The following is a 22,697-nucleotide window of genomic DNA, read 5'->3' as shown; positions in this document are numbered from 1 at the left end:
TCCTCCGCGAGCACCTGCACCCTGCCCGTGCGGCGGTCCGCCCACGCGACCGCCGTGCCGTCGGGCAGGTTCACGTACAGCCGATCGTGCCCGGGCCGCTTCCACTCACTGACTCTCAGACCGCTCATCCCGCCCCCTGACCTGTGTCATCCCCGCCGCTATCGCAGCAGCAGGGGACGAACCGCACAAGAGCGCCCGGGAGTCGGACGCCTTCTCGTCCCCGATCGGGGGGAGTTGAGGGAAATCCGCCCGGGCACCCGACGGAGCGGATCACAATGCGCGCATGAATGATGACTGGAAGCGACGGATCGATCGGATGCGTGACGCGCTCGAACGGGAGGGTGATCCGGTCGCCTGGGTGCGGGAGACCGATGCCGCGCGGGCTTCCGCCCTCTATCCGGGCGTTGCCGTGCGGGGGGCGGTGTTCGGGGTGGCGGTGGAGCGGGAGCGGGGGTGGGAGGTGGTCGTGGAGATGCGGGGGGCGACGCCGCAGGAGGCACGGGACGGGCTGCATTCGATGCTGTGGTTCCGCGCCAAGGACGACACCGACGACCCCGCCGTGCGCCGTGATCTCCTCGCCGCCGTCGCAATCATGGAGCGGGAGTCCGTCGACGAGGTCCGGGTCCGCGGGGAGCGGTACCGGGTCGTCCGGGGTGACGAGTTCGCGCGCTGCGGGGACGACGGGCTCGAGCCGCCCCGCGCCACCGATCCCGAGCCGGTCGACCCGGGCTGGGAGGAGAAGCACACGGCCGCCTCCCCGGACAAGGGGTTCGTCCTGGATCCCGTACGGGAGGAAGGGCTGATGGACGAGGTCCTGAAGCTGGGGATGCGCGAGTTCGTGTACTCCGGGGAGCGTTTTCCCGCCGCCGTACGGGATGACTCGCTGCGGGCCGTCGCCTCGCACGCGGACATCGCCCTGCTGCCGGTCGTCTTCGGCATCGCCGAGCGGCGCGGGGAGGGGTGGCGGCCCCGCGGCGGTCTGATGCCGACCCCGCACGACGCCCGGCGGCTGCTGTACGACGGGATGACCTCCACCTGGCCCCTCCTCTACGAGTTCGACGACGAGAAGCGCGAGCGCTACCGCCTCGCCGGCGAGCGGTTCCGGGCGGCCGGGCGAGCCGACGAGGCGCGGGTGGACGACCGGGTCTTCCGGATCTGCCGGATCTCGCGCCTGGTCCGCTTCGGACCCGACGGGCCCGAGCCGCCCCGCCCCTCGGACGTCGACGACTACGGGCCCATGAAGATGCACCCGACCATGGACGAGGACGGGACCGTCCACTACGCGACCGAGGGGTGAGGGGGGAGGCGGCCGGGGGGAGGCGTGCGGAGGGGACCGGTCGCAGAGTTCCCTCGCGGAGAGACCCGCGGAGGGGACCAGCCGCCGGGTTTCCGCGCGGTGCGAGGATGACCGCATGGGATCGCTTCTTTACGTCACCGACCTGGGCTATCAGGCGCGCGGCCGCCGCTATTGCGACGAGGACATCTGGCTCTCCGGCCGGCTGCGCGAGGAGTTCGATCTCGCCCTCGTCCACCCCCTCGACGCCGCCGCGCTGATCGACCGCTTCGACGCCGTCGTCGTCCGCAACAGCGGCCCCGTCCTCCACTACCAGGAGGCGTACGACCGCTTCCGCGCCGCCGCGCTCGCCGCCGGCACCCGGATGTTCAACTCCCTCACCGGCAAGGGCGACATGGCCGGGAAGGAGTACCTCCTCCATCTGTCGAGGGAGGGATTTCCGGTCATTCCCACGGCGGGGCACCGCGAGGAGTTCGCGAGGCTGCCGAAGGCCGACGAGTACGTCGTGAAACCGCTCCTCGGCGCCGACTCGGTCGGCCTGCGCTTCGTCGACGGGGCGGACCTCGCGGACGTCGACCCGGCCGGCATGCTCGTACAGCCGCGCATCCCGTTCACCTACGAGGTGTCGTTCTACTTCGTCGGGCGCGACTTCCAGTACGCGCTCCACGCACCCGACCCGGAGGCCCGCTGGGTGCTCCGGCCGTACGAGCCGACCGGCCCGGACCTGGAGTTCGCCCGGCGGTTCGTGGACTGGAACGACCTGCCGTACGGGATCCAGCGCGTCGACGCCTGCCGGGCGCCGGACGGGGAACTCCTCCTCGTCGAACTGGAGGACCTCAATCCGTACCTCTCGCTCGACCTCGTCGGAGAGGCCGAGCGCGAGCGGTTCGTCGCCGCCATGACCAGCTCGCTGCGGGAGCTGCTGCGGGAGCCGCGGGCGGCAGCCGGCCGGTAGGGGCAGCGGGGGTGCCTGGTGCTCGGGAGGAGGCGGGCCGGTGCTCGGGGAGGGGGCGCCGGGTATCGCGGCAGGGGTCGTTGAGCCGCTGAGCCGTTACGCCGCCCGCGGTCACGCCCGTCCGACGGCCCGCCGTCACGCCCGTCCGACGGCCCGCCGTCACGCCGAGCGCTTGCGCGGTGTCGCCTTCTTCGCCTGCGACTTCTTCGCCGTCGACGCCTTCGACCCTGACGTCGACGCCTTCGAAGACCCCGACCCCGACGTCGTCTTCTTCGCCGCCGCCTTCTTCGCCGTCGACTTCCGGGCCGGCTCGGCCGTCTTCTTCACCGCCGTCTTCGAGGTCGACTTCTTCGCGTCCGTCTCCTTCGGCGTCGTCCTGCTCCTCGTCGCCGCCGTCTTCTTCCGCGGCTTGAGCTCCGTCACCGAGGCCGGCTTCTCCGCCGCCGGCGCGGACGGCTGCTCGCCGCGGGCCTCCTTGGCCGCGCGGACGCTGCTCTCCAGCGCCGCCATCAGGTCGATCACCCTGCCGCCGCCCTCCGACGCCGGCTCCGGGGGCGCCACGGCCTCGCCGCCCTCCGCCTTCGCGGCGATCATCTCCTCGACCGCCTCCCGGTAGTCGTCGTGCAGGGTGGTGATGTCGACCTCGCCCAGCGTCGCCATCAGGGCGTCCGCCAGGTCGAGTTCGGCCTCCCGCACCGACACCGGCGTCTCCGGGGCCACGCCTTCCGGGGCGCGGATCTCGTCCGGCCACAGCAGGCCGTGCATCGCGATCACGTCCTCCACCACCCGGAGCATCCCGAGCCGCTCCCGCCCCCGCAGGGCGTACTTCACCACCGCCACCCTGTCGCTGCGCTTCAGCGCCTCGCGCAGCAGGGTGTACGGCTTGGCGGCGGGTACGCCGTTCGCCGAGAGGTAGTACGCGGCGTCCATCTGGAGCGGGTCGATCTCGTTCGCCGGGACGAAGGAGACGATCTCGATCGTCTTCGCCGTCGGGAGCGGAAGGGACGCCAGGTCGTCGTCGGTGATCGGGATCATGGTCCCGTCCGCGTCCTCGTACGCCTTGCCGATGTCGGCCTGGGTGACCTCTTCGCCGTCCAGCTCGCACACCTTGCGGTAGCGGATGCGGCCGCCGTCCTCGGTGTGGATCTGGCGGAAGGACACGGACCGGCTCTCGGTGGCGTTCACCAGCTTGATCGGGATGCTGACCAGGCCAAAGGAGATGGCGCCGTTCCAAATGGATCGCACGTTTCATCCCTTCCGTGTGGGCTTGCACAGAAATGCCGGATTCGTGGGATTCTCATCCTATGACGCCGATCACGGAGGTGGAGGGGCGGCGCCTGGCCCTCAGCAATCTGGACAAGGTCCTCCACCCGGCCACGGGCACCACCAAGGGCGAGCTGCTGCACTACTACGCCACCGTCGCGGACGCCCTCCTCCCCCATCTGCGGGACCGGCCGGTGTCCTTCCTGCGCTATCCCGACGGCCCGGACGGGCAGCTCTTCTTCACCAAGAACCCGCCGCCCGGCACGCCCACCTGGGTGACCACCGCGCCGGTGCCCCGCTCCGAGGACCCCCGCGCCCGCCAGATCGTCGTCCAGGACCTCGCCTCGCTGATGTGGGCGGCGAACCTCGTCGTGGAGTTCCACACGCCCCAGTGGCGCAACGACGCCCCCGCCGTCGCCGACCGCATCGTCTTCGACCTCGACCCGGGGCCGCCCGCCACCGTCGTGGAGTGCTGCCGGGTCGCCCTCTGGCTGCGCGAGCGGCTCGCCGCCGACGGCCTGGAGGCCTACGCCAAGACCTCCGGGTCCAAGGGCCTCCACCTCCTCGTACCCCTGGAGCCGACGCCCTCCGAGGAGGTCTCGGCGTACGCGAAGCAGCTCGCCGTCCAGGCCGAGGCGGACCACCCCGCGCTGGTCGTACACCGGATGAACCGCGCCCTGCGGCCCGGCAAGGTCTTCGTCGACCACAGTCAGAACGCCGCCGCCAAGACCACCGCCACGCCCTACACCCTGCGCGCCCGGGCACGGCCGACCGTCTCCGCGCCCGTGACCTGGGAGGAGGTCGAGGCGTGCGACGACCCGGCGCGGCTCGACCTCGTCATGGACGACATCGCGCCACGCATCGAGCGGTACGGGGACCTCCTCGGGGGGCTCTTCGAACCGGAGAGGGCCGGGGTCCTGCCCTGACCCGCTCGGCGGGGGTGAGGGGTGGGCGGGGTGCTCAGTGTCAGTCGAAGTCCGCCGCCGAGGTCTCCGGTGTCAGGTCCGGGCGCAGGCGCAGCCAGGAGGGCTGGCGGAGCATTCCGGCCCGGGTGCGGACGGCGTAGCGGACCTCGCCCACCAGCCGTGGCAGCACCCAGTGCGCCCCGGCCACCGGTGGCACCTCGGAGAAGGGGCACTCCTCGATCTCGGCGGCGTACAGCAGCCGGGCCAGGTCGGCGCGTTCCGGTTCGCTCCAGCCGGTGCCCACGCTGCCGACGTAGCGCAGCCCGCCCGCGTGCCGCTGGCCCATCAGGACCGAGCCGGGCAGGCCGGTCAGCCGGCCGCCGCCGGGGAGCCAGCCCCCGACGACGATGTCGGCGGTGCGCATGTTGCGGATCTTGATCCAGTGGCGGGAGCGTTCGCCCGGCTCGTAACGGGAGCTGATCCGCTTGCAGACCAGGCCCTCCAGCCCGTGCTCGCGGGTCGCGCGCAGCGCGGTCTCGCCGTGGCCGATGAGGGCGCCCGGGGTCGACCAGGTCGGGCCGCTCAGCGCGAGACCTTCGAGTTCCCCCCGGCGCTGCGCCCAGGTCCGGCCGGTCAGCAGCCGACCGTCCAGGAACGGGACGTCGAACAGGACCGCGTGCACCGGGTCCCGCGCGGCGAGCTGCCTCGCCCGCGCGGGAGAGGCCGCCAGACCGAACCGCGGCTGGAGCCGGGCGAAGTCGCTGTGCCCGTTCTCGTCGAGCATGACGATCTCCCCGTCGAGGACCGCCGTACGCCCCATCGGCAGCGCCCGGCCGAGCGGCCCCAGCTCCGGGTAGGCGGCGGTGACGTCCTCGCCCGACCGCGAACGGACCACCAGCCTGCCGTCCCCGGGGAGGTAGAAGATCGCTCTTTGGCCATCCTGTTTCGTCTCGAAGGCCCATGCGGTGTCCTGCCGGGCGGGCGGCAGCGCGCCGGCCGTGGCGAGCATCGGGGCGATACGGGGGAGGTCCACGGCTCAGAGGTCACCCGTGAGGCTCGCCGCTACTCCCCGATCCCGGCCGATTCAGCCATGAGACACACGGAGACGGCGGGCAGCGGAGCCCGAGGAGGCGCGTGGCCTGCGGGTTCCGGGTCGGTGCGGGCACGGTTCGGCTGGCCGCGATCCGCGCGTGGCCTGCGGGTTCGGGGTCGGTGCACAGGTCGGTTCCCCCGGCCGGGGCGGGTCCGTACGGCTCGTCCGCTTGGCCCCTGCCGTCGCGTCGACGCCGTGGCGGCCCCCGGTCGCCAGCGTGTCGCCGCCGCGTCGCCGTCGAGCCGTCGCGGGGTTGCACGCCGATCCGCCGGAGTCAACTCCCCTGGCGCGTGCGCCGGGTGGCGCAAAGCAAGCGCCTCGCGCCGTGTTCGCGGGACGCGTCCGTTCAGCGGGCCCTTGTTGACGGTGACGTGGTGCACACTTGCTGCCTGGTACAGCGCTCACGGGGAAGGCGGCGGCCGCATGCTGACGGGGATCGAGGAGGTCGACTGGGCCTCGCTGGGGCATGCGTACGGCCCCGCGGACGACGTTCCGGAGCTGCTGCGCGGGCTCGCCTCGGACGACTCCACGGAGCGCGAGGTCGCACTCGACGGCATGTACGGCACCGTGCACCACCAAGGCGATGTGTACGACTCGACGCTCGCCTGCATCCCCTTCCTCCTCGAACTCGTCGCCGACCCGGCCGTCCAGGACCGCGGCGGCATCGTGGAGCTGCTGACCAGCATCGGCGGCATCGACCTCGGCGCGGACGAGGATCTCGACGAGCTGGACCAGCTCGACGCGGAGGACGGCGAGTTCATCCCGGCCGCCAACTACGCGATGGCCTCGGCCGCCGTCGCCGCCGGGGCCGACGTCTTCCTCTCGCTCGTCGGCGACCCCGACCCGGAGGTGCGGCTCGCCGCCCCCTGCGCGCTCGCCTCGATGCATCCCGAGCCGGCGCGCGTCCTGACGCTGCTGCGGGAGCGGCTGACGGTCGAGTGCGATACGGAGGTACGGCTGGCCCTGGTGGAGGCGGTCGGGCGGATCGCCCGGCGGCACGAGTCGCTGCGGGCGGAGACGGTCGACTGGCTCGGCTGGCTCACCCGCGCGGCCCAGGCCCCCGGCCTTCGGCTGGCGGCCCTGGCGCAGCTGGCCCGCTGCGCGCCCGCCGAGGTCCCGGCGGACGTCGCCGAGCAGGTGGCCGCGCTGCTGGACGAGGTGCGTGCGGCCCCACCGGAGCCTTCGGTCCCCTCCGACTCGGGCTCCGTCGGTTCCCCTGGCTCCCCTGGCTCCTTCGGTTCCCCTGGCTCCCCTGGTTCCCCTGGCTCCTTCGGTTCCGGCTCCGCCGGCTCCTCGGGCCGCTTCGGCGAGGGAGGACCGGCGGACCCGCGCGCCTACGCGGACCCGGACGCCTTCCTGAGGCCGGGGCCGGGCCACGCCTCCGTGCCCGGTTCCGGGCACGGTCGCGGATCCGGCTCCGGGCCCGGGTGCGACTCCGGGTCCCGCGCCGCGCTCGCGCCCGACGCCGCCCTGGCGTACACCCCCGCCGCCACGCCGTGGACCGACGAACTCCTGCGCACCCTGCACACCGCCCTCGACGACCGTGTCGACGACCGGATCGCCCTGATCCTCGCCCAACTGCGCAGCCCCGACCGGTCACAGCGCTCGGACGCCATCTGGCTCTGCGGGGGGCTGATACGGATGTGGCGCGGGGGGTACGACGAGGTGGTGCGGCTCGTCGGGGCCCAGCTCGCCGACCCCGACCCGAGGCTGCGCGAGGCCGCCACCTCGTTCCTGGAACGGCTCTTCGAACTGACCGGCCCCGCCGCGGACGCCCTCGCCGCCCTGTCCGCACGGGTCTCCTCGACGCCCCCCGCTCTCCGGGGCCAGGAGGGGTGGGGCCCGCCGGCCGGGGCCCGGGCCGGCTCCCGCCCCGGGGCCGGGGCCGGGGCGAGCGCGTGGGTGCGCGCCGGGGGCTGCGGGGCGCTGCTCGCCCTGGCCCGCTCGGGTGACGCCCGGGCGGTGCCGCTCCTCGCCAAGGCGCTCGCGGAGCCGGAGGTCCGCCGCGAACTGCTCTACGCCGTCGACGCGCTGGGGCCTGCCGCCGTACCGCTCGCGCCCGCCCTGCGCCGAAGACTCGCCCGCGTCGAGCTGGACGACCGGCTGTACGACCATGCCGCGCCGCTGCTCTTCGCCCTGACGGCGATCCGGGGTGCGCAGGCGCTGCCCGAGGTGCTGCGGGTGCTGCGCGGGGCGCCGCCGAACCGGCGGGACTGGGTGCGGGAGGCGGCGCTGCGGGCGCTGGCCGCCTTCGGCCCGGCCGCGCGGGAGGCCGTCCCCGACATCCGGGAGCTGCTGCTCGGCGACGCGGCGACGGTCTCGGCGAGCGCGGCGCTCGCCCTGTGGTCGGTGGAGGGCGACGCCGTCGCCGTCCTGCCCGCTCTGGAGGCGTGGCTGCGGCCGGGCGTCCCCGACCCGGAGTGGTGCGCGGCCGCCCGCGCCCTGGGCTCGATCGGCCCGGCGGCGGCGGACGGCGCGCCCGCGCTGCGTCCTGGCCTGAAGGCCCGGGACCTGTGGGTGCGGGTGGCGGCCGCGGCGGCCCTGTGGCGGGTGACGGGGGACGTGGAGTCGACGCTGCCGGTACTGCTCAGGGCCTGGGAGGAGAACCCGCACGCGCGCGTGGACATCGCCGCGTGCCTCGCGGAGATGGGCCCGGCGGCGCGGGACGCCGAGCCGGCGATCCGGGACGAACTGGCCAGGCGCCGCCGCCACAACGTCCGCGAACACGGGTCGGGCAGCCACGACATCCACCAGGACGAGAAGCTCGTGACCCTGTGCCGCGCGGCCCTCGACCGGATGGAGTGGGGCCGACTCGGCTGACGGCCGGGCGGGCGGGTGTCCGCCGAGGGGGACACGTCGGGGCGCCGGGCCGGCCGGGCGGCCCGGTAAGAGGACCCGACCCCACCCCCCTTCCCTCCTCTCCCCCACCCCGTGGACAAAAAGGACTTCCCTACGAATAAGGTCGAGGGAAGACCGAGACGGATCGTCCCGAGGAGGAGCGTGAGACCGCGCCGCGTCCCGCGCGCCGCCGCCGTGGCCCTGGCCGCCGCGGCGGCGCTCGTCGGGCTCGCCGGCTGCGGCGACGAGGGCGGGCTGGAGAGCGCCGGCCCGACGCCCTCCGCCGTCGGCCCCGTCCGGCTCTGGCCCGACCTGCCGCCCGCGACCGCGCCGCCCCTCGACTACGGCGAGACCGTCACCGAGCGCGTCCCCGGCATCGAGGTCCCCGACGACGACGTCCACCGCGTCGCACCCGTGGCCGTCGTCCAGGCCGAGGTGAAGGCGCACCCCGACACGTACAGCGGGCCTGACGGCATGTACGAGGAGACCGCGCGCCGCATCGCCCGGTGCGGTACGGAACCGAAGGCGTGCCCGGTCATGCGGCCGTACTACCACGACCTGACCGGCGACGGCCGGGACGACCTGATCGTCGGCATCCGCATGCCCGACCAGCAGGTCGGCGTACGCGTCTACCTCGCCGAGGACGGCGGTCTCACCCGCGTCATGTCCACCGTCGACCAGGTGATCAGCGTTGACCTGGCGGGCCGGGACCTGATCATGCGGGTCAGTTCGGCCGGCATCCCGGGGTACGAGTACCGGACCGCCTGGACCTGGGACGAGCAGCAGCACGCGATGCTGGCGACCCGCGACGAGATCATCCGGGTGAAGCCGCGCGCTCCGTCCGCGTCGGCCGCCCCCGAGCCCCGCCCCGCCGACCCCACGCCGACCCCGGGCATCCCGTCCCGGACCACCCCGGCGCCGCCTCCGCCGCCGTCCGCCGCCGCCCCCGAGGCGGCCCGCCCATGAGCCCCCGGCCCCGGGTCCGCCCCCGGCAGCCTCGCCTCCGGCTTCCCGCCTGGACCGCGACCCTGACCTGGAAGGCCGCCGTCTTCATCGCGGTCATGTGCTGCGCGCTCGCGGCCCTCCTCGGCGTCCTCGTACATGTCTCGGTGACCGACCGGACCGTGGAGGACGCCCGTGAGCGGGCGCTGGCCCGGCTCACCACGGCCGCCCGCGCCTACGAGGCGGGCGAGCCGCTCCCCCGGACCGCCGGGATCGACCCCGTGGGCCTGCCCGACCCGCTCCGCGCCCTCGCGCTCGGAGGGCAGAGCGGCACGATGGTCGACTCGTACGAGGGCCGCCCGACGATGTGGGCGGCGGGCCCGGCCGACGGCCGCGCCCTCGCCGTGCGCACGGACTTCGCGGCGAGCGCGGAGACCATCAACGGGCTCGACCGTTCGATCGTCGGGTCCTCGGTCCTGGCGATCGGGGCGACCCTGCTGGTGGGCGCCTTCGCGGTCACCCGGATCACCCGGCGGCTGCACCTGACCGCCCAGGTGGCCCGCCGGATCAGCGCCGGCGACCTCGACGCGCGCGTCGACGACCCCCGTACGCACGATCCTTCGCGCCCGCAGGACGAGGTCGCCACCGTCTCCGGGGCGCTCGACACCATGGCCTCCTCGCTCCAGCGCAAACTGCAGAGCGAGCAGCGCTTCACCGCCGACGTGGCGCACGAGCTGCGCACCCCGCTGACCGGCCTGTCCGCCGCCGCCGAGCTGCTGCCGGAGGGGCGGCCGTCGGAGCTCGTACGGGACCGGGTGAAGGCGATGCGCGGGCTGACCGAGGACCTGCTGGAGATCTCGCGGCTCGACGCCCGTAACGAGACCGTGGACCTCGCCGTACACGAACTCGGACCGCTCGCGGAGCGGGTGGTGCGGGCCTCGGGGACGGACACCGCCGTACGGATCGAGCGCGACGCACCGGTGGAGACCGACCGGCGGCGGCTGGAGCGGGTGCTCGGCAACCTCGTCTCCAACGCCCACCGGCACGGCGCCCCGCCGGTCGTCCTGACGGTCGACGGGCCGGTCGTGACCGTACGGGACCACGGCGACGGCTATCCGCCCTACCTCCTCGACCTGGGGCCGCAGCGCTTCCGCACCGAGGGGCGGGGCAAGGGGCACGGCCTCGGGCTGACGATCGCGGCCGGCCAGGCCGAGGTGATCGGGGCGCGCCTGGAGTTCGCGGCCGCGCCGGGCGGCGGCGCCCTGGCCCGGCTGACCCTGCCGGAGTACGGAGGGGACCCGGACGGGACGGGCGGGACGGCCGAGCTGGACGGGACGGACGGGACGGACGGGACGGACGGGACGGACCATGCGTAGGGCCTCGACGCTCCGGAGCGGGCCCGTCGTCCGGCTGACGGCACACCGTCACACATAAGGGATATAAGGCATACAGCTTGCTACGTTGCGGACCATGACCGCTACGACGGCGGACGCTCCCCCGCCCGGGCTACGCGTCCCGAAGCGCCGCGGCGTGGAGCTCTCCCTCCTCGTCTGCGCCGTCCTGATCTCCGTCTACGGCTACGCCGAGGTCGGCCTCGCCGGTACCGGCGCCGTGCCGCCCGACGCCGTCCGCTACGGCGCCGGGCTCGGGCTGCTGGCGCTCGTCGCCCACCTCGCCGTCCGCTTCCGCGCGCCGTACGCCGATCCCCTGATGCTGCCGATCGCGGTCCTCCTCAACGGCCTGGGGCTGGTGCTGATCTACCGGCTCGACCTGGAGACGCCCCGCGACCCGGCCGCGCCGACCCAGTTGATCTGGTCGACGCTCGGGGTGGCGCTCTTCATCGCCGTCGTCGTCCTGCTGCGCGACCACCGGGTGCTCCAGCGGTACGCGTACCTGTCGATGGCCACCGCGCTCGTCCTGATGGTGCTGCCGATCTTCTTCCCGGCCGTGAACGGGGCGAGGATCTGGATCCGGATCGGCGGCCTCTCCTTCCAGCCGGGCGAGTTTGCCAAGATCCTGCTCGCCGTCTTCTTCGCCGCGTACCTCGCGGCCAACCGCAACGCGCTGGCGTACACCGGCCGCAGGATCTGGCGACTCCAGCTGCCCACCGGCCGGGTGCTCGGGCCGATCGTCGCGATCTGGGTGCTGAGCGTGGGCGTGCTGATCCTGGAACGGGACCTGGGGACCTCGCTGCTCTTCTTCGGCCTGTTCGTGATCACGCTGTACGTGGCGACCGGCCGGACCGGCTGGATCGCGGTTGGGCTGCTCCTGGCGGCGGTCGGGGCGTTCGCGGTCGGTTCGCTGGAGCCGCACGTGCACAGCCGGGTCGAGGACTGGCTGAACCCTTTCGCCTCGATCGAGGCGGGCGACGGGCCGAGCCAGCTGGCCCAGTCCCTGTTCGCGTTCGCCGCCGGGGGCATGCTGGGGACGGGGCTAGGCAGCGGGCACTCGGTGCTGATCGGCTTCGCCGCCAAGTCCGACTTCATCCTGGCGACGGCGGGCGAGGAGCTGGGCCTCGTCGGCCTGACCGCGCTCTTCCTGCTGTACGCCCTGCTCGTCGCGCGCGGCTACCGCTCCGGGCTCGCGCTGCGCGACCCGTTCGGACGGCTGCTGGCGACGGGCCTCGCCTCGATCGTGGCGCTCCAGGTGTTCGTGATCGCCGGCGGGGTGATGGGGCTGATCCCGCTGACCGGCATGGCGATGCCGTTCCTGGCGCAGGGCGGCTCGTCCGTGGTCACCAACTGGGTGATGGTGGCGCTGCTGATCCGGGTCAGCGACTCGGCGCGGACCCCGCGGCCCGAGCCGGTCGAGGCCGGGATCGTCGCGCCGGTGGCCGAGGAGGCCAAGTGATCCCGTACATCCGGCGCGCGGCCGCGCTCTGCCTCGTCCTGCTGGTGGCGTTGCTGGTCAACGCGGCGCGGGTGATGGTCTTCCAGGCGGAGTCGCTCGACGAGAACCCGGCCAACCGCCGTCCGGCGATCGCCGCCTGGGGGCAGCCGCGCGGCACGATCCGGGTCGAGGGCCGACCGGTGACCGGCGCGCGGGACAGCGGCGAGCAACTGCGGTACGAACGTACGTACACGCAGGGGCCGTTGTACGCGCCGGTGACCGGTCACGCCTCGCAGACGTACGGCACGACCCTGCTGGAGCACGCCGAGGACGCGGTCCTGTCGGGCACGGATCCGATGCTGATGCCGCTGCCGTTCTGGAACGACATCAGCCGGGGGCGGCAGCCGGGCGGGGACGCCGTGACGACGATCCGCGCCTCGATGCAGGAGGCGGCGTACCGGGGGCTGGCGGGGAAGCGGGGGGCGGTCGCGGCGATCGAGCCGTCGAGCGGGCGGATCCTGGCGCTGGTCAGCTCGCCGTCGTACGACCCGGGAGAGCTGTCGGGTACGGGGCCGGCAGTGAAGGAGGCGTGGGCGCGGCTGAACACCTCGCCGAACCAGCCGATGCTCAACCGGGCGATCCGGCAGACCTATCCACCGGGTTCCACCTTCAAGATCGTGACGGCGGCGGCGGCCCTGGACGCGGGAGCGGTGACGGACGTGGACGCGCCGACGGACACGCCGGACCCGTTCGTCCTGCCGGGGACCCGGCACGTGCTGCCGAACGCGGCGAAGGGGTGCGGGAACGCGTCGCTGGCGTACGCGATCCAGTGGTCGTGCAACACGGTGATGGCGGGGCTCGGGGTGAAGGTGGGCCTGGAGGGGATGGTGGACGCGGCCCGGAACTTCGGCTTCGACGACGCGGGGCTGCGGATCCCGTCCTGGGTGGCGAGGTCGAACTTCGACCCGGCGATGAGCGACGACCAGCTGGCGCTGTCGTCGATCGGGCAGTTCGACACGACGGCGACGCCGCTGCAGATGGCGATGGTGGCGGCGGCGGTCGCGAACAACGGCGAGATCGCGCACCCGTACCTGGTGGAGCGGACGACGACCGCGGGCGGCCGGACGGTCGACACGACGGGCCGCCGCAGCTACCGCCAGGCGATGCGCCCCTCGACGGCGACCCAGCTCCAGCGCCTGATGGTGAAGGCGGTCACGGAGGGCACGGGCACGAACGCCTCGATCCCGGGCGCGACGGTCGGCGGCAAGACGGGCACGGCCCAGCACGGCCTCGGCAACATCGGCACCCCCTACGCCTGGTTCATCGCCTGGGCCCAGTCGCCGGACGCGGCCCAGCCGGCGGTCGCGGTGGCGGTGGTGGTGGAGGACGCGGAGGCACGGAGGACGGAGATCAGCGGGGGCGGAAGCGCGGCGCCGATCGCACGGGCGGTGCTGGAGGAGGGGTTGCGGCTGGAGGGGGCGGGGCGGTGAGCGGTAACAGCAGGGACCCCGACCGATGTTCCGGTCGGGGTCCCTTGGGTACTCCGGTGCGTCAGGTCCGGCATGACCGGGCCGATCGCACAGCTAGTGGCTGTCGAGCCAGCGACGTGCCGACGGACTGAACGGCGGCTCATCCGGCTCGTCCATCGCGCCCGTCGCCACCCATTCAGCGAACCGACGCAGGCCTTGCGAGCGGTGTGGAGCCGTCAGCACGGAGGTGCTGATGTCATGCTCCCATGTCGTCGCGAAGCACAGCACGTTCCCGTCAAGCGAGAGCATGCGGAACTCAGGCCGGCAGGGCGCGCTGCCGAGCATGCCGGCAGCGCCCTTCCCCATGATGTCCCATTCGCTCTGCAACTCGACACAGAACCACTGTGCCGGGCTGTCCTCGTCGGGGCTGAGCGCGAGCAGGAACCTGCGGTCGGCCTCGGAGAAGAGCCCTCCTTCGACCGCCAGCCGGTACCAGTCGGCGTTTGCCTTCTCGTGCAGCAGTGGATCGTCGATGTCCAGCATCGCCTCCACGCGGCCTTCCTCGAAGGGACAGCTTGGAGCCTGGCCGGTGATGAGGGGTGGAATGAGCCCATCGGGTTCATTCCACCCGTCCACCATCAGCAGACCTGCTGCGGCAAGAGATCTCATGAGTGTGAGTCGTACCAACTCTGCGGTGGCCTATTCCATCTGCCTGGCAGTCGCCCGGCGTATCCGTACTCGTGAATCTGATTGTAATTGTGTCCGAGCACGTACCCGACCACTCCGTCCGCTCGAACGAGCACCCGGGTCAGGGTGTTGTTCGAGTTCGTGGACCGGCCATTGCCGACACCCGTGTAAATGGTCGCGCCGTACCACGGGTTGTTGGTATTGAAGGTGCCATTGGGACGACGCGCGTCGAACCAGTCCAGGCCGTTCGAATTGACCCGCTGGGTGATCGTGCCGTTCTCCACACCGTTGACGGTGTTGTGGACCTCCCTGGGGATCTCCCCCCAGTTGTCCGCGTTCTCGGCCTGACGCTCCTTCGTCTTCTCAGGCGAGTACGGGTCCCGCTCAGGGGCTTCGTCGCCCGTCGGGCAGGAGTCGTTGTGGACGAGGAGCGAGGTCGCCCCCGCCAGCGCGTAGTACGTGTGGAGTTCGCTGACGGTGAGGTTGTGGACGGTTGCAGACGGGGCCGTCCACCGCTCGATCGCGGCGATCTGGACGGACGTGCCGGCACCGGTCTGGAGCCACTGACCCGACTTCAGGTCCGTGGCCCGGACCCATTCACCGAGCTCGGGCACCCAGATCGGGTGACCGTCTGTCGCGGTGACCTGGGCTGTCTTCGAACCCGACGTACCGTCGGTGTCGATGGTGACCCTGACCAGGTGCTTGAGGCCCTGGCCCTTGATCTCCGCCGTGACCGTCTCGACGCGGGTCCGTCCGGTCTCCGGGTCGGTGGCAAGGACCTTGTCACCGACCTTGACCTTCTCGATCGGCTTCGTCGATCCGTCGGCCATCAGCACCTTCGTGCCGGGCACGAAGCTGTTGCATCCGGCCTTGCCCGAGCCGCCACTGCCGCTGGACCCGCCCTTGTTGCGGGACGAGCCGCCCGAGCTGCCGCCCGGCTTGCCGCCGGATGCCTTCTTGCCGCCGCCGGAGTGGGACGAGGCCTTCGGGGCCGCCTTCTTCTGTGCCTGCTTCTGGGCAGGGTTGCCGGTCTTCTTCTTCGCGGCGGCGGCTGCCTCGGCCTTCCGTTTCGCGGCCTCCGCAGCCTTCTTCTTCGCTCTTTGAGCGGCCTCCTTCTTGGCCTTCTCGATGGCGGCCTTCTTGGCCTTGAGTGCTGCCTCCTCGGCCGCCTTGGCCGCCTTGAGCACGGCTTCGGCTGCCTTCTTGGCGGCCTTGAACGCCTGGATGGCGTCGATGGTGCGGTTGACGGCCTTCAGGACGGAGGGGATCTTGCCGAGCTTGGTCCACGGGATGGCGCCGATGATCAGGCTGCCGCACGACCACATGTCACCGCCGAAGCAGGCCATGGCGTCGTTGATCCCGATGAAGTCCTTCAGCGTCGCCCAGGCCACGGAGAGGATCACCGAGGTCAGGGACTTGCCCATGGTGGACTGCGCTTGCGCGACCTGCGCCGCAGAGAGACCCGCACCCGCGAGGGCCGCGGCCTTCTCCGAAGCGGTCAGGACGATGGACAGACCCGTCGGGTCCGCGTGCGAGACCGGATTGTTGTGCGCGTAGACGTAACCGTTGGCCTGCAGCGGGTCATTCAGGTCCATCAACGGGTCGGCGGAGAGGAAGCGCCCCACGACCGGGTCGTACATGCGGGCACCCAGCAGCACGTAGCCGGAGGAGTCGTCCCCTGCCTTGTTGAGGAACCCGTTGTGCGTCTGCAGGTTGGCGCCGGCCGTGCCGATACCACGCTGATTGCCGAACGCATCCTGCTTGCGGATCCGCACCGCCATCGTGCCGCTCATGGCGACCTCGGTGTACACGCTGCCCTGGTGGTCGTGGGTCAGGGCGACCAGCTGGTCGCCACCCGTGCCATAGGCGTAGCGCATGACCGCACCACCGGGGGCGGTGTAGGTGCGCTGCGTGTTGACCAGGACGCCGCCCTGCTGGACGGTCACTTCGGTGTCGCCCAAGTGGAGCGTGGCCTGCTTGCCCTTGATCGTGAGCAGCTGCTCACCACCAGGGCCATAGATGTGACGGGTGTCGTTCTGCGGCGCCCACAGCTGCGCGGCGGAAGTGCCGTCGCAGGTGGCCAGGACGATCGCGGTGCCGCTGGCCGTAGCGCCGTCCTTGACCGTCACGCAGAGACCCGACGCGATATGCGTCAGCTGACCGGCAGTGTTCCGCTTCAGCTCCTGCGCGGCGGTGCCGTCGCACTTCTGGACCTGGAGCGCCGACCCGGCGGTGTTCGCAGCCGGCTGGAGGCACCAGTCGTCGTAAACGGACAGCGTTCCCCTGTTGGGGTCGTTCTGCGTCCCTCCCAGGGGGGCAGGAGTGGGGGTGAACTTCCAGTTCTGTGCCACGGTGCCGTTACAGCCGTACAGCTGGATCGGCTGGCCCGCGGCGCCCACGCCGGACTTCAGGTCGATGCACTTGTCGGCGAGGCCCAGGTAAGGACTCTTGCCACTCGCACCCTGACCGGTGATCCGGTCGACCTTGCCGTCGGGCGTCCAGGAGAGCGACTGCTTGTCGCCATTGTCGATGGAAGTGACCGACTTGGTCTCACCCGTGAGCTCGTACAGACGCTCCGCCTCGGCCTTGACCGCCGCACCTGCCGGCGTCGTGTACTTCTTCGACACCTTCGTGAGGGTGTGCGGCTGCTCCTTGGCAGCGCCCTTGCCGTAGGTGTAGTCGGTGACCGCGTCCTTGGCAGTGGCCCCGGTGAGGTCCTTCTCCGTCAGCTTGGTGCGGTTGCCCAGGAGGTCGTACTCGTACTGCTGCCAGTAGCCCGACTTGTCGTCACCAGAAGTGACGTTGAGGGTGCCGTCGGTGTTCTTCGGCGTGGTGCAGGCGGTCTGGTCCTTGGATGTCCAGGCCTCCTTCAGCTGACCCAGGGGGTCGTAGGTGAAGCACTGGCGTTCCTGGATCCCGGTTGCGTGCTCACGGATGCCCGTGACATTGCCCGCGGGGTCGTAGGAGTACTGACGGTTCGACACCAGGTTGCCGCCGGTGAGGGCGGTTGCATTCTGCTCGCGGTAGACGAGCTGGTTCTGCATCTCTCCCGTGGACTCGTCGTACGAGTTCTGCGTCCACACACGGTACGGCTGGGCACCGAGGGTGGATCGCATGACCTGGCCGTACGGGGAGTAGACGGTCTCCGCGCCGTACCAGTCCTTGCCCGAGATCGAGAGGGGCAGGCCCTCCTTGTTGTACCGAATGACCAGCTTCTCGGCATCGAACTTGCCGGCCTTGGGGAGGTTCGCCTCCTCCAGCATGCCGTTGTCCGAGAAGGAGTAGCTGTACGTGTAGTCCTTGGCCAGGCCCCACGTGTCGGCCAGCGACTGCGGGAGGCTCAAGGTCGTGGACGTCGGCTCGTAGTCCTTGGTGTAGCCGTTGACCTTCTGCGTGTACGGCAGGCCGTCGGTGTAGCGCGTGACAGCGGCGGGCATGCCCTTGCCGCCCGCGACGGTGTCGTACGAGTAGTCCGCGAGCAAGGCGCCGGTCGAACCGGTCAGACGCTGCTGCTTAGGCCGTGACAGCTCGTCGTAGCCGTTCCAGATCGTCACACCGCGGGCGTTGGTTGTGGTCAACAACCGATCACGCTGGTCATAGGTGTTGCGCGTCGTCCCCGTGTCGGGGTCGGTCGCGGTCTCCACCCGGCCACGCCGGTCATAGGTCCAGGACCACGGGTGAGTGGGATCGGCCGAGGCGGTGGCCTTGACCAGCTGGCCGCGTTGGTCGTAGGCGTAACGGGTCGATGTGAAGCCGCCGGGAGCCGCCGGGTTGATCGTGTCCGTGCGGGTCGTACGACCCAACGCGTCGGTGTAGACGCGGTAGGAGGACGCCCCCTGCGGGTGAACTACCTTCGACCAGTCCTGGCCGTACTCGTACCGCGTCGCCTTCTCGGGAATCTCCTGGGAGACGGCCTCCGTGGTCCCGGGAAGCTTGACCTTGAGGACCGGCATTTCCTCGAGCACGCGGCCGAGGCCGTCGTACTTGTAGCGGGTGATGTTCGGCACGGCGGTGTCCGCCAGCGGGGTGAACAGCTCACCGCTCGGGGCAGCCTCGTTCAGGTACGCGTTGTTGGTCTGGAAGACCTCGCCCGCGCTGTTGTACAGCGTGTCGGTGATCAGGCGACCGCCGCCGTCGGCCTCCTCCTGCGACTGCCGCTCACGGCCGAGGCCGTCATAGATCGTGACCGACTTCTCGACCCGGTCTTCGTAACCACGGGCGTACGTGGTGACGAAAGGAGGCTTCCGGATCTTGCGGGTCGCGTCCTCCGGATCGGCCTCCTCTGCCGGGACCGCGTACTCGGCGCGGAAGTCCGGCACTGCCGTGGGCGACGGAGTACGGCCGGCAGCCCATGCCTCGGCCGTACGGCCCAGGGGGTCGTACTTCGCCTCGCTGACGTGGCCATTGGCGTCGGTGGTCTTCAGCGCGACCCCACGGCCGGGCTCCAGCTCCTGGGTCTGGCTGTGGCCGAGCGCGTTGACCTCGGTGATCTTGAAGACCTGGCCCGACGGCGGGTCGAACGTGATCGTGGAGCTCTTGCCGTCGGTGTCGGTGTGGCGGATCACGCGACCTATGGCGTCGAAGGCGGTCGTCCCGCCGGACACGAAGCCGGTGCCCTCACCGTTCAGCGACCACGATTCGGTCGCGAGACCGCGCGTCGTTTCGGCCAGCGCGGTGCCGTAAGCCGTGCCATCGTAGGACGTCCTGGTCCCACCGCTGAGTGTGGTCAGGTCGGCCCAGTTAGCGTTGGCGCACGTCGTGGGGGAAACCAGTGCCTGCTTGGTCAGGCCGATGATGTTCCTGGCCGTGTTGTGCAGGTACTCGGACTTGGTGCAGGACTCGTCACCGGTCTTCTCGGTGTCCCCGAGGGACTCGACCTGCGTGGGCAGACCATAGGTCGGCTCGTAGGTCGTCAGGGTACGAACCGTGCGCTGCGTGCGCGGGTCGTCAGAGTTGGTTCCCGAGGACTTGGTGTAGGCGATTTCCTCGGGCTCGGTGACGCGCCAGGCCTTGAGATCGGTCAGGCCGTCCTCGCGGTCGCGCTTGCCGAGCTCGGTGGCCTCCAGCTTGGTGATCGAACGGGAGAGCCAGTTGGTGTCCGCGTCGGTGGCGTTGGTGTAGGTGAGTTCCTCGGCGATGCGGCCGGCGAACGCCTCGCGGTCCTTGCCGATCTCGACGCCGTGAACGTCCTTGACCGGGACAGTGTCGCCCAGGCCACGGTAGTACCGGGTGACGGCCTTGGTCCGCGGGGAGTCGACACCAGGGGTGTTCTCGCCCGAGGAACCCTCACCGCTGTCCGCGTCCGACGGCTTCGGACCCGTCAGGACGGTGGTCTGCTCGAAGCCCGCGAACTGCGAGTACGTGCGGGTGGACTTCTTGGTGAACTCAGCCTCGGCGAGCTTCCAGCCGGCGTTCTTGTACTCGTAGAACGTCTTGGTGCCGTACGACCCGGCGACGTTCGGGAGTTCTTCGATGGAGTCCACGACGTATTTGTGGAACCAGTCGATGTCCTCGACCTCAGGATCCGGGTTCCAGTACGACGGGTAGCACAGGCGGTTGTTCGCCTTCAGTGCCGCCGTGTCCGTCTTCGTCGGCAGGCCGGTGCCGGTGGCGCACTGGCCCTCGGCCGGCTTGTAGGTGACGACGGTCTCGCCGCCGTACTCGTTGATGACACGGTCGATCCGCAGACGCGAGAAGCCCGGCCGCGGGTCGTTCGTTCCGCGCATGACGCGGTTCGGCATGTCCTCGGCGTTGGACTCGAAACGCACCGAGTTCAGCTTCACGCTCGCGTCGGTCGAGCCGTTGCGGGCGTAGCCGGTGCGGGAGATCGACTCCAGCCACAGAGCGGTGTTCACGCCGGTCTTCAGCGCCGCGAAGTTCTGCTCGAGCTTGTACTCGTCCACGACCTGACGCGCGGTGGTGTCGGTACGACGCTGGGCCGAGGTGGTGATCTTGTCCAGGCGCTTGCGCGTCCAGAAGGTCGGGCCCGCGTTCCAGCACTTCTGCTTGTACGTCGAGGTGACCGCCGCGCAGCGGAGGTCGGCGGGAGTGTCGTACCAGATGCGGTACTTGCCCATGTCCTTCGATGCGAAGTTTTCCTCTACGCAGGTCAGCGTGCCTTCGGTGAAGCAGCGCTCCTCGACGGAGAAGTTGACCCGCGCCGGAGCCGGGGCCGAGAAGATCGAGTCCTTGCGCTGGCCGTAGTCGATCCGCGTCAGGTAGCCGTCGCGGTGGTACTCGACCGGGGCCTTGAAGTTGAAGTTCCGCGCGTAGTAGTTGACATCGCGCTTCCACCACAGCGACATGGCGTTGCCGTGGATGTCCTCGACGTAGTCGAGGTTCCAGCGCCAGGCCTGGTTGCAGAAGGAGTTCTTCCAGTCGCCGGCCTTGTAGCAGGGCTCGCCCGCGTGGTTGCCGTAGACCGGCACCGCGAGGACGGAGTCCGTGTACGGGTCGTCGGCGGCGGTGCCGTTGTCCGACCAGCCCGGGAGCTTGTTCAGGCCGAAGTGGTACTTCGTCCCGTCCTTGGTCGTGACGACCCAGTACTCGCCGTCCGCGTCCTTCATGCCCGAGCGCGGGTCCTTGGACGTGTCCTTGAGCCGCTCGATCTTCGAACCGTCACCATTGGCCGTGAACCACGTGCCCTTGGCCGCGTCCCACACCAGCTCGGTCGTCATCCCACCCAGCGACAGGGTGGCGTTCTCCGAGCCGTAGCACTGGTCCGCGGTCTTGTGGGTCGCGTTGTTCGACCCCGCACGCTTCGAGTCTTCGCGGCAGCTGGCGTACGTACGGGTGATGGAACCCGCGTTGTAGTCCCAACCATCGCCGATCCAGGAAGCCTGGTTGTTCGTCGCCGAGGTCCGGCCGTCCACGGACTGGGACGAATAGCCCAGGCCGATCTTCGGCATCAGACCGCCGGCCGTCTCCGGCACCTGAACCTGGTAGTTGTACGTGAACGCACCAGAGGACGCGCCCGCAGACCAAGAGCCCGAAGACAGCAGCGGGGAAGCGGTGAAGTCACCCTGCACCGACGAACCCGTGTCGAGCATGCCGACCGCGTTGCCACCGGTCGTCGTTCCCGCAGCCGAGAACGAAGCCTTCCGGGCCGAAGCGCCGGTGCTTCCCTCTTCCAGGAGCTTGGCGACCGGGATCGTGCCGCTGACGACCGTGCGGGTCTTGGCGCCCTTCGCCGCGGTGCTCTTGGTCGGAGCCTCCTTGGCGGGCACCTCCTCCACCGACGTCTTCAGGGGCTCGAAGCCGACGCCCTCGTCCTTGCCGCCCGCCATGGTCGTGGTGCCGTCGTCGGCACACTCACCCGCGGTCGGGTCGGAGTAGACACACTCCGGCAGCAGCGTCAGACCGAAACGCTGGGCGGCCTGCGGACCATAGAGGTCGGCGAAGCCGGTCGGGTCGATGGTCAGCGCGATCTGCGCGGCCGGGTCGGCCGTCGCCGGAGGCGTGACCTTCATGATCATGCCGGAGACGCCCGCGTCCTGCGACGCCTCGACCGGCTTCAGGTCGACGCTCCACTCGCCCGCGAGAGCCGCCGGGTCCCCACCCTCGGGAACGCCGATCGCGACCGGCAGGTTCTGCGACACCGGGACAGTGGTGCCCGGCTCGCTCGTCGCCGTCAGCGTCGCCTTGCCGAGGTCGGCCACCCATGGGGTGACGTTCTTCGGCACGTACGGCGTGATCGGGACTTCCTGCGCCGTGGTCAGCGCCTTCTGCGCGGTCTCGTCACCGTCGAGTTCGGTGCTCTTCGGAATGTCCGGGAGGTCGACCTCCGCGGTCTGCTCCTCGCGGCTCATGCCGTCGCCGGGGATCGCCAACGCCTGCGAGCTGAGAGATGTCACCGTCAGCATCGACGACAACAAAAGGACGGTCGCCGTGCGGCTGAGCCGCCGGCGCCGTCGTTGTGACTCCGTCACGGCTAGGCGTCCCCGCCCCAGCCATGACGGTGGACCTGAAGAACGCATCGCGTCGACTCCCACCCGGGTCATACAGACAACAGAGAGGTGCGCACACACCGAAAGGCGTGGAAACACCAAAAGCACGCGCCTGCATCAGACGCGTGCGTGCGAACTCTCTGTCATGTCCGCGTTGCATATCAACACGGTTTCATCGGGCGGAACTGATGCCGAGTGAGATGCCCCACGGTGCGGTTCCGATCAGAACGCCACCGTTATTGATCTTCCCCTCACAACGGGTAGATCATTACATACAGGGCCTATCCACCTGCTTAAACGGGCAACCTGCCCAAAACCCCTACCTACCCGCGTAGTTCCAAGGCATACATAACGCTTTCGCAACTCCTTCACCTGTGGACTCCCTGTGGCGCGCGTGTGATCGTGTGCGCACATATATGCCCCGCGGCCTGCCGTTGGGGCTGTCTGTGCTGCCCCTGTCCGCCCTGGTACCTACG

General features: G+C 70.8%; 12 protein-coding genes. 8 read left to right on the top strand and 4 right to left on the bottom strand.

Features of this window, described 5'->3' with window-relative positions; genetic code table 11:
* Window positions 1-283 precede the first annotated feature (283 nt).
* On the top strand, window positions 284-1,297 hold the full coding sequence (locus ACZ6RC_RS10045) for a DUF5954 family protein (protein WP_469580574.1): 1,014 nt from the start codon (window positions 284-286) through the stop codon (window positions 1,295-1,297).
* 115 nt (window positions 1,298-1,412) lie between these two features.
* Window positions 1,413-2,249, top strand: coding sequence for a hypothetical protein (locus ACZ6RC_RS10040; protein WP_469580572.1), 837 nt, complete (start codon window positions 1,413-1,415; stop codon window positions 2,247-2,249).
* Between the two features lie 159 nt (window positions 2,250-2,408).
* Here ACZ6RC_RS10040 and ku read toward each other — a convergent pair whose 3' ends face one another.
* Window positions 2,409-3,494 (bottom strand): non-homologous end joining protein Ku, encoded by a 1,086-nt coding sequence (gene ku / locus ACZ6RC_RS10035; RefSeq protein WP_469580569.1) that lies wholly within the window; start codon window positions 3,492-3,494, stop codon window positions 2,409-2,411.
* A gap of 59 nt (window positions 3,495-3,553) precedes the next feature.
* Here ku and ligD point away from each other — a divergent pair, with 59 nt between their 5' ends.
* Complete coding sequence (gene ligD / locus ACZ6RC_RS10030) at window positions 3,554-4,438, top strand: non-homologous end-joining DNA ligase (protein ID WP_469580566.1); 885 nt, start codon at window positions 3,554-3,556, stop codon at window positions 4,436-4,438.
* Between the two features lie 40 nt (window positions 4,439-4,478).
* Here the strand turns inward: ligD and ACZ6RC_RS10025 are convergent, their stop codons facing one another.
* The gene (locus tag ACZ6RC_RS10025) at window positions 4,479-5,450 is read right to left on the bottom strand and encodes an ATP-dependent DNA ligase (protein WP_469580563.1); all 972 of its coding nucleotides are present in this window, start codon (window positions 5,448-5,450) and stop codon (window positions 4,479-4,481) included.
* Between the two features lie 483 nt (window positions 5,451-5,933).
* On the opposite strand from ACZ6RC_RS10025, the gene ACZ6RC_RS10020 reads away from it, so the two are divergent.
* The 5 genes from ACZ6RC_RS10020 (at window position 5,934) to ACZ6RC_RS10000 (ending at window position 13,609) form a co-directional block, all read left to right on the top strand.
* Window positions 5,934-8,330 (top strand): PBS lyase, encoded by a 2,397-nt coding sequence (locus ACZ6RC_RS10020; protein WP_469580560.1) that lies wholly within the window; start codon window positions 5,934-5,936, stop codon window positions 8,328-8,330.
* A 180-nt stretch (window positions 8,331-8,510) separates the two neighbouring features.
* Entirely contained in the window at window positions 8,511-9,314 is an 804-nt protein-coding gene (locus ACZ6RC_RS10015; RefSeq protein ID WP_391139235.1) for a hypothetical protein, read from the top strand.
* Complete coding sequence (locus ACZ6RC_RS10010; RefSeq protein WP_469580556.1) at window positions 9,311-10,666, top strand: ATP-binding protein; 1,356 nt, start codon at window positions 9,311-9,313, stop codon at window positions 10,664-10,666. Before ACZ6RC_RS10015 ends, ACZ6RC_RS10010 begins: the two co-directional genes overlap by 4 nt.
* 94 nt (window positions 10,667-10,760) lie before the next feature.
* Complete coding sequence (locus tag ACZ6RC_RS10005) at window positions 10,761-12,140, top strand: FtsW/RodA/SpoVE family cell cycle protein (protein ID WP_469580553.1); 1,380 nt, start codon at window positions 10,761-10,763, stop codon at window positions 12,138-12,140.
* A complete protein-coding gene (locus tag ACZ6RC_RS10000; RefSeq protein WP_469580550.1) occupies window positions 12,137-13,609 on the top strand; it encodes a penicillin-binding transpeptidase domain-containing protein in 1,473 nt (490 codons plus the stop codon). Before ACZ6RC_RS10005 ends, ACZ6RC_RS10000 begins: the two co-directional genes overlap by 4 nt.
* 93 nt (window positions 13,610-13,702) lie before the next feature.
* Here ACZ6RC_RS10000 and ACZ6RC_RS09995 read toward each other — a convergent pair whose 3' ends face one another.
* Both ACZ6RC_RS09995 and ACZ6RC_RS09990 read right to left on the bottom strand, forming a co-directional pair.
* Window positions 13,703-14,257: a hypothetical protein gene (locus ACZ6RC_RS09995; protein WP_469580547.1), complete on the bottom strand. Its 555-nt coding sequence runs from the start codon at window positions 14,255-14,257 to the stop codon at window positions 13,703-13,705.
* On the bottom strand, window positions 14,254-22,137 hold the full coding sequence (locus ACZ6RC_RS09990) for a ricin-type beta-trefoil lectin domain protein (protein WP_469580544.1): 7,884 nt from the start codon (window positions 22,135-22,137) through the stop codon (window positions 14,254-14,256). Before ACZ6RC_RS09990 ends, ACZ6RC_RS09995 begins: the two co-directional genes overlap by 4 nt.
* Window positions 22,138-22,697: the final 560 nt, after the last annotated feature.

The organism is Streptomyces sp. NPDC048353, from assembly GCF_055587165.1.
This window is presented reverse-complemented; position numbering and strand designations above follow the sequence as displayed.

Bases quoted from the DNA above. Each gene is read 5' to 3' on its own strand.
- ACZ6RC_RS10045 (WP_469580574.1), top strand. From the start codon at position 284: ATGAATGATGACTGGAAGCGACGGATCGATCGGATGCGTGACGCGCTC.
- ACZ6RC_RS10040 (WP_469580572.1), top strand. From the start codon at position 1,413: ATGGGATCGCTTCTTTACGTCACCGACCTGGGCTATCAGGCGCGCGGC.
- ligD (WP_469580566.1), top strand. From the start codon at position 3,554: ATGACGCCGATCACGGAGGTGGAGGGGCGGCGCCTGGCCCTCAGCAAT.
- ACZ6RC_RS10020 (WP_469580560.1), top strand. From the start codon at position 5,934: ATGCTGACGGGGATCGAGGAGGTCGACTGGGCCTCGCTGGGGCATGCG.
- ACZ6RC_RS10010 (WP_469580556.1), top strand. From the start codon at position 9,311: ATGAGCCCCCGGCCCCGGGTCCGCCCCCGGCAGCCTCGCCTCCGGCTT.
- ACZ6RC_RS10005 (WP_469580553.1), top strand. From the start codon at position 10,761: ATGACCGCTACGACGGCGGACGCTCCCCCGCCCGGGCTACGCGTCCCG.
- ACZ6RC_RS09995 (WP_469580547.1), bottom strand. From the start codon at position 14,257: ATGAGATCTCTTGCCGCAGCAGGTCTGCTGATGGTGGACGGGTGGAAT.
- ACZ6RC_RS09990 (WP_469580544.1), bottom strand. From the start codon at position 22,137: ATGCTGACGGTGACATCTCTCAGCTCGCAGGCGTTGGCGATCCCCGGC.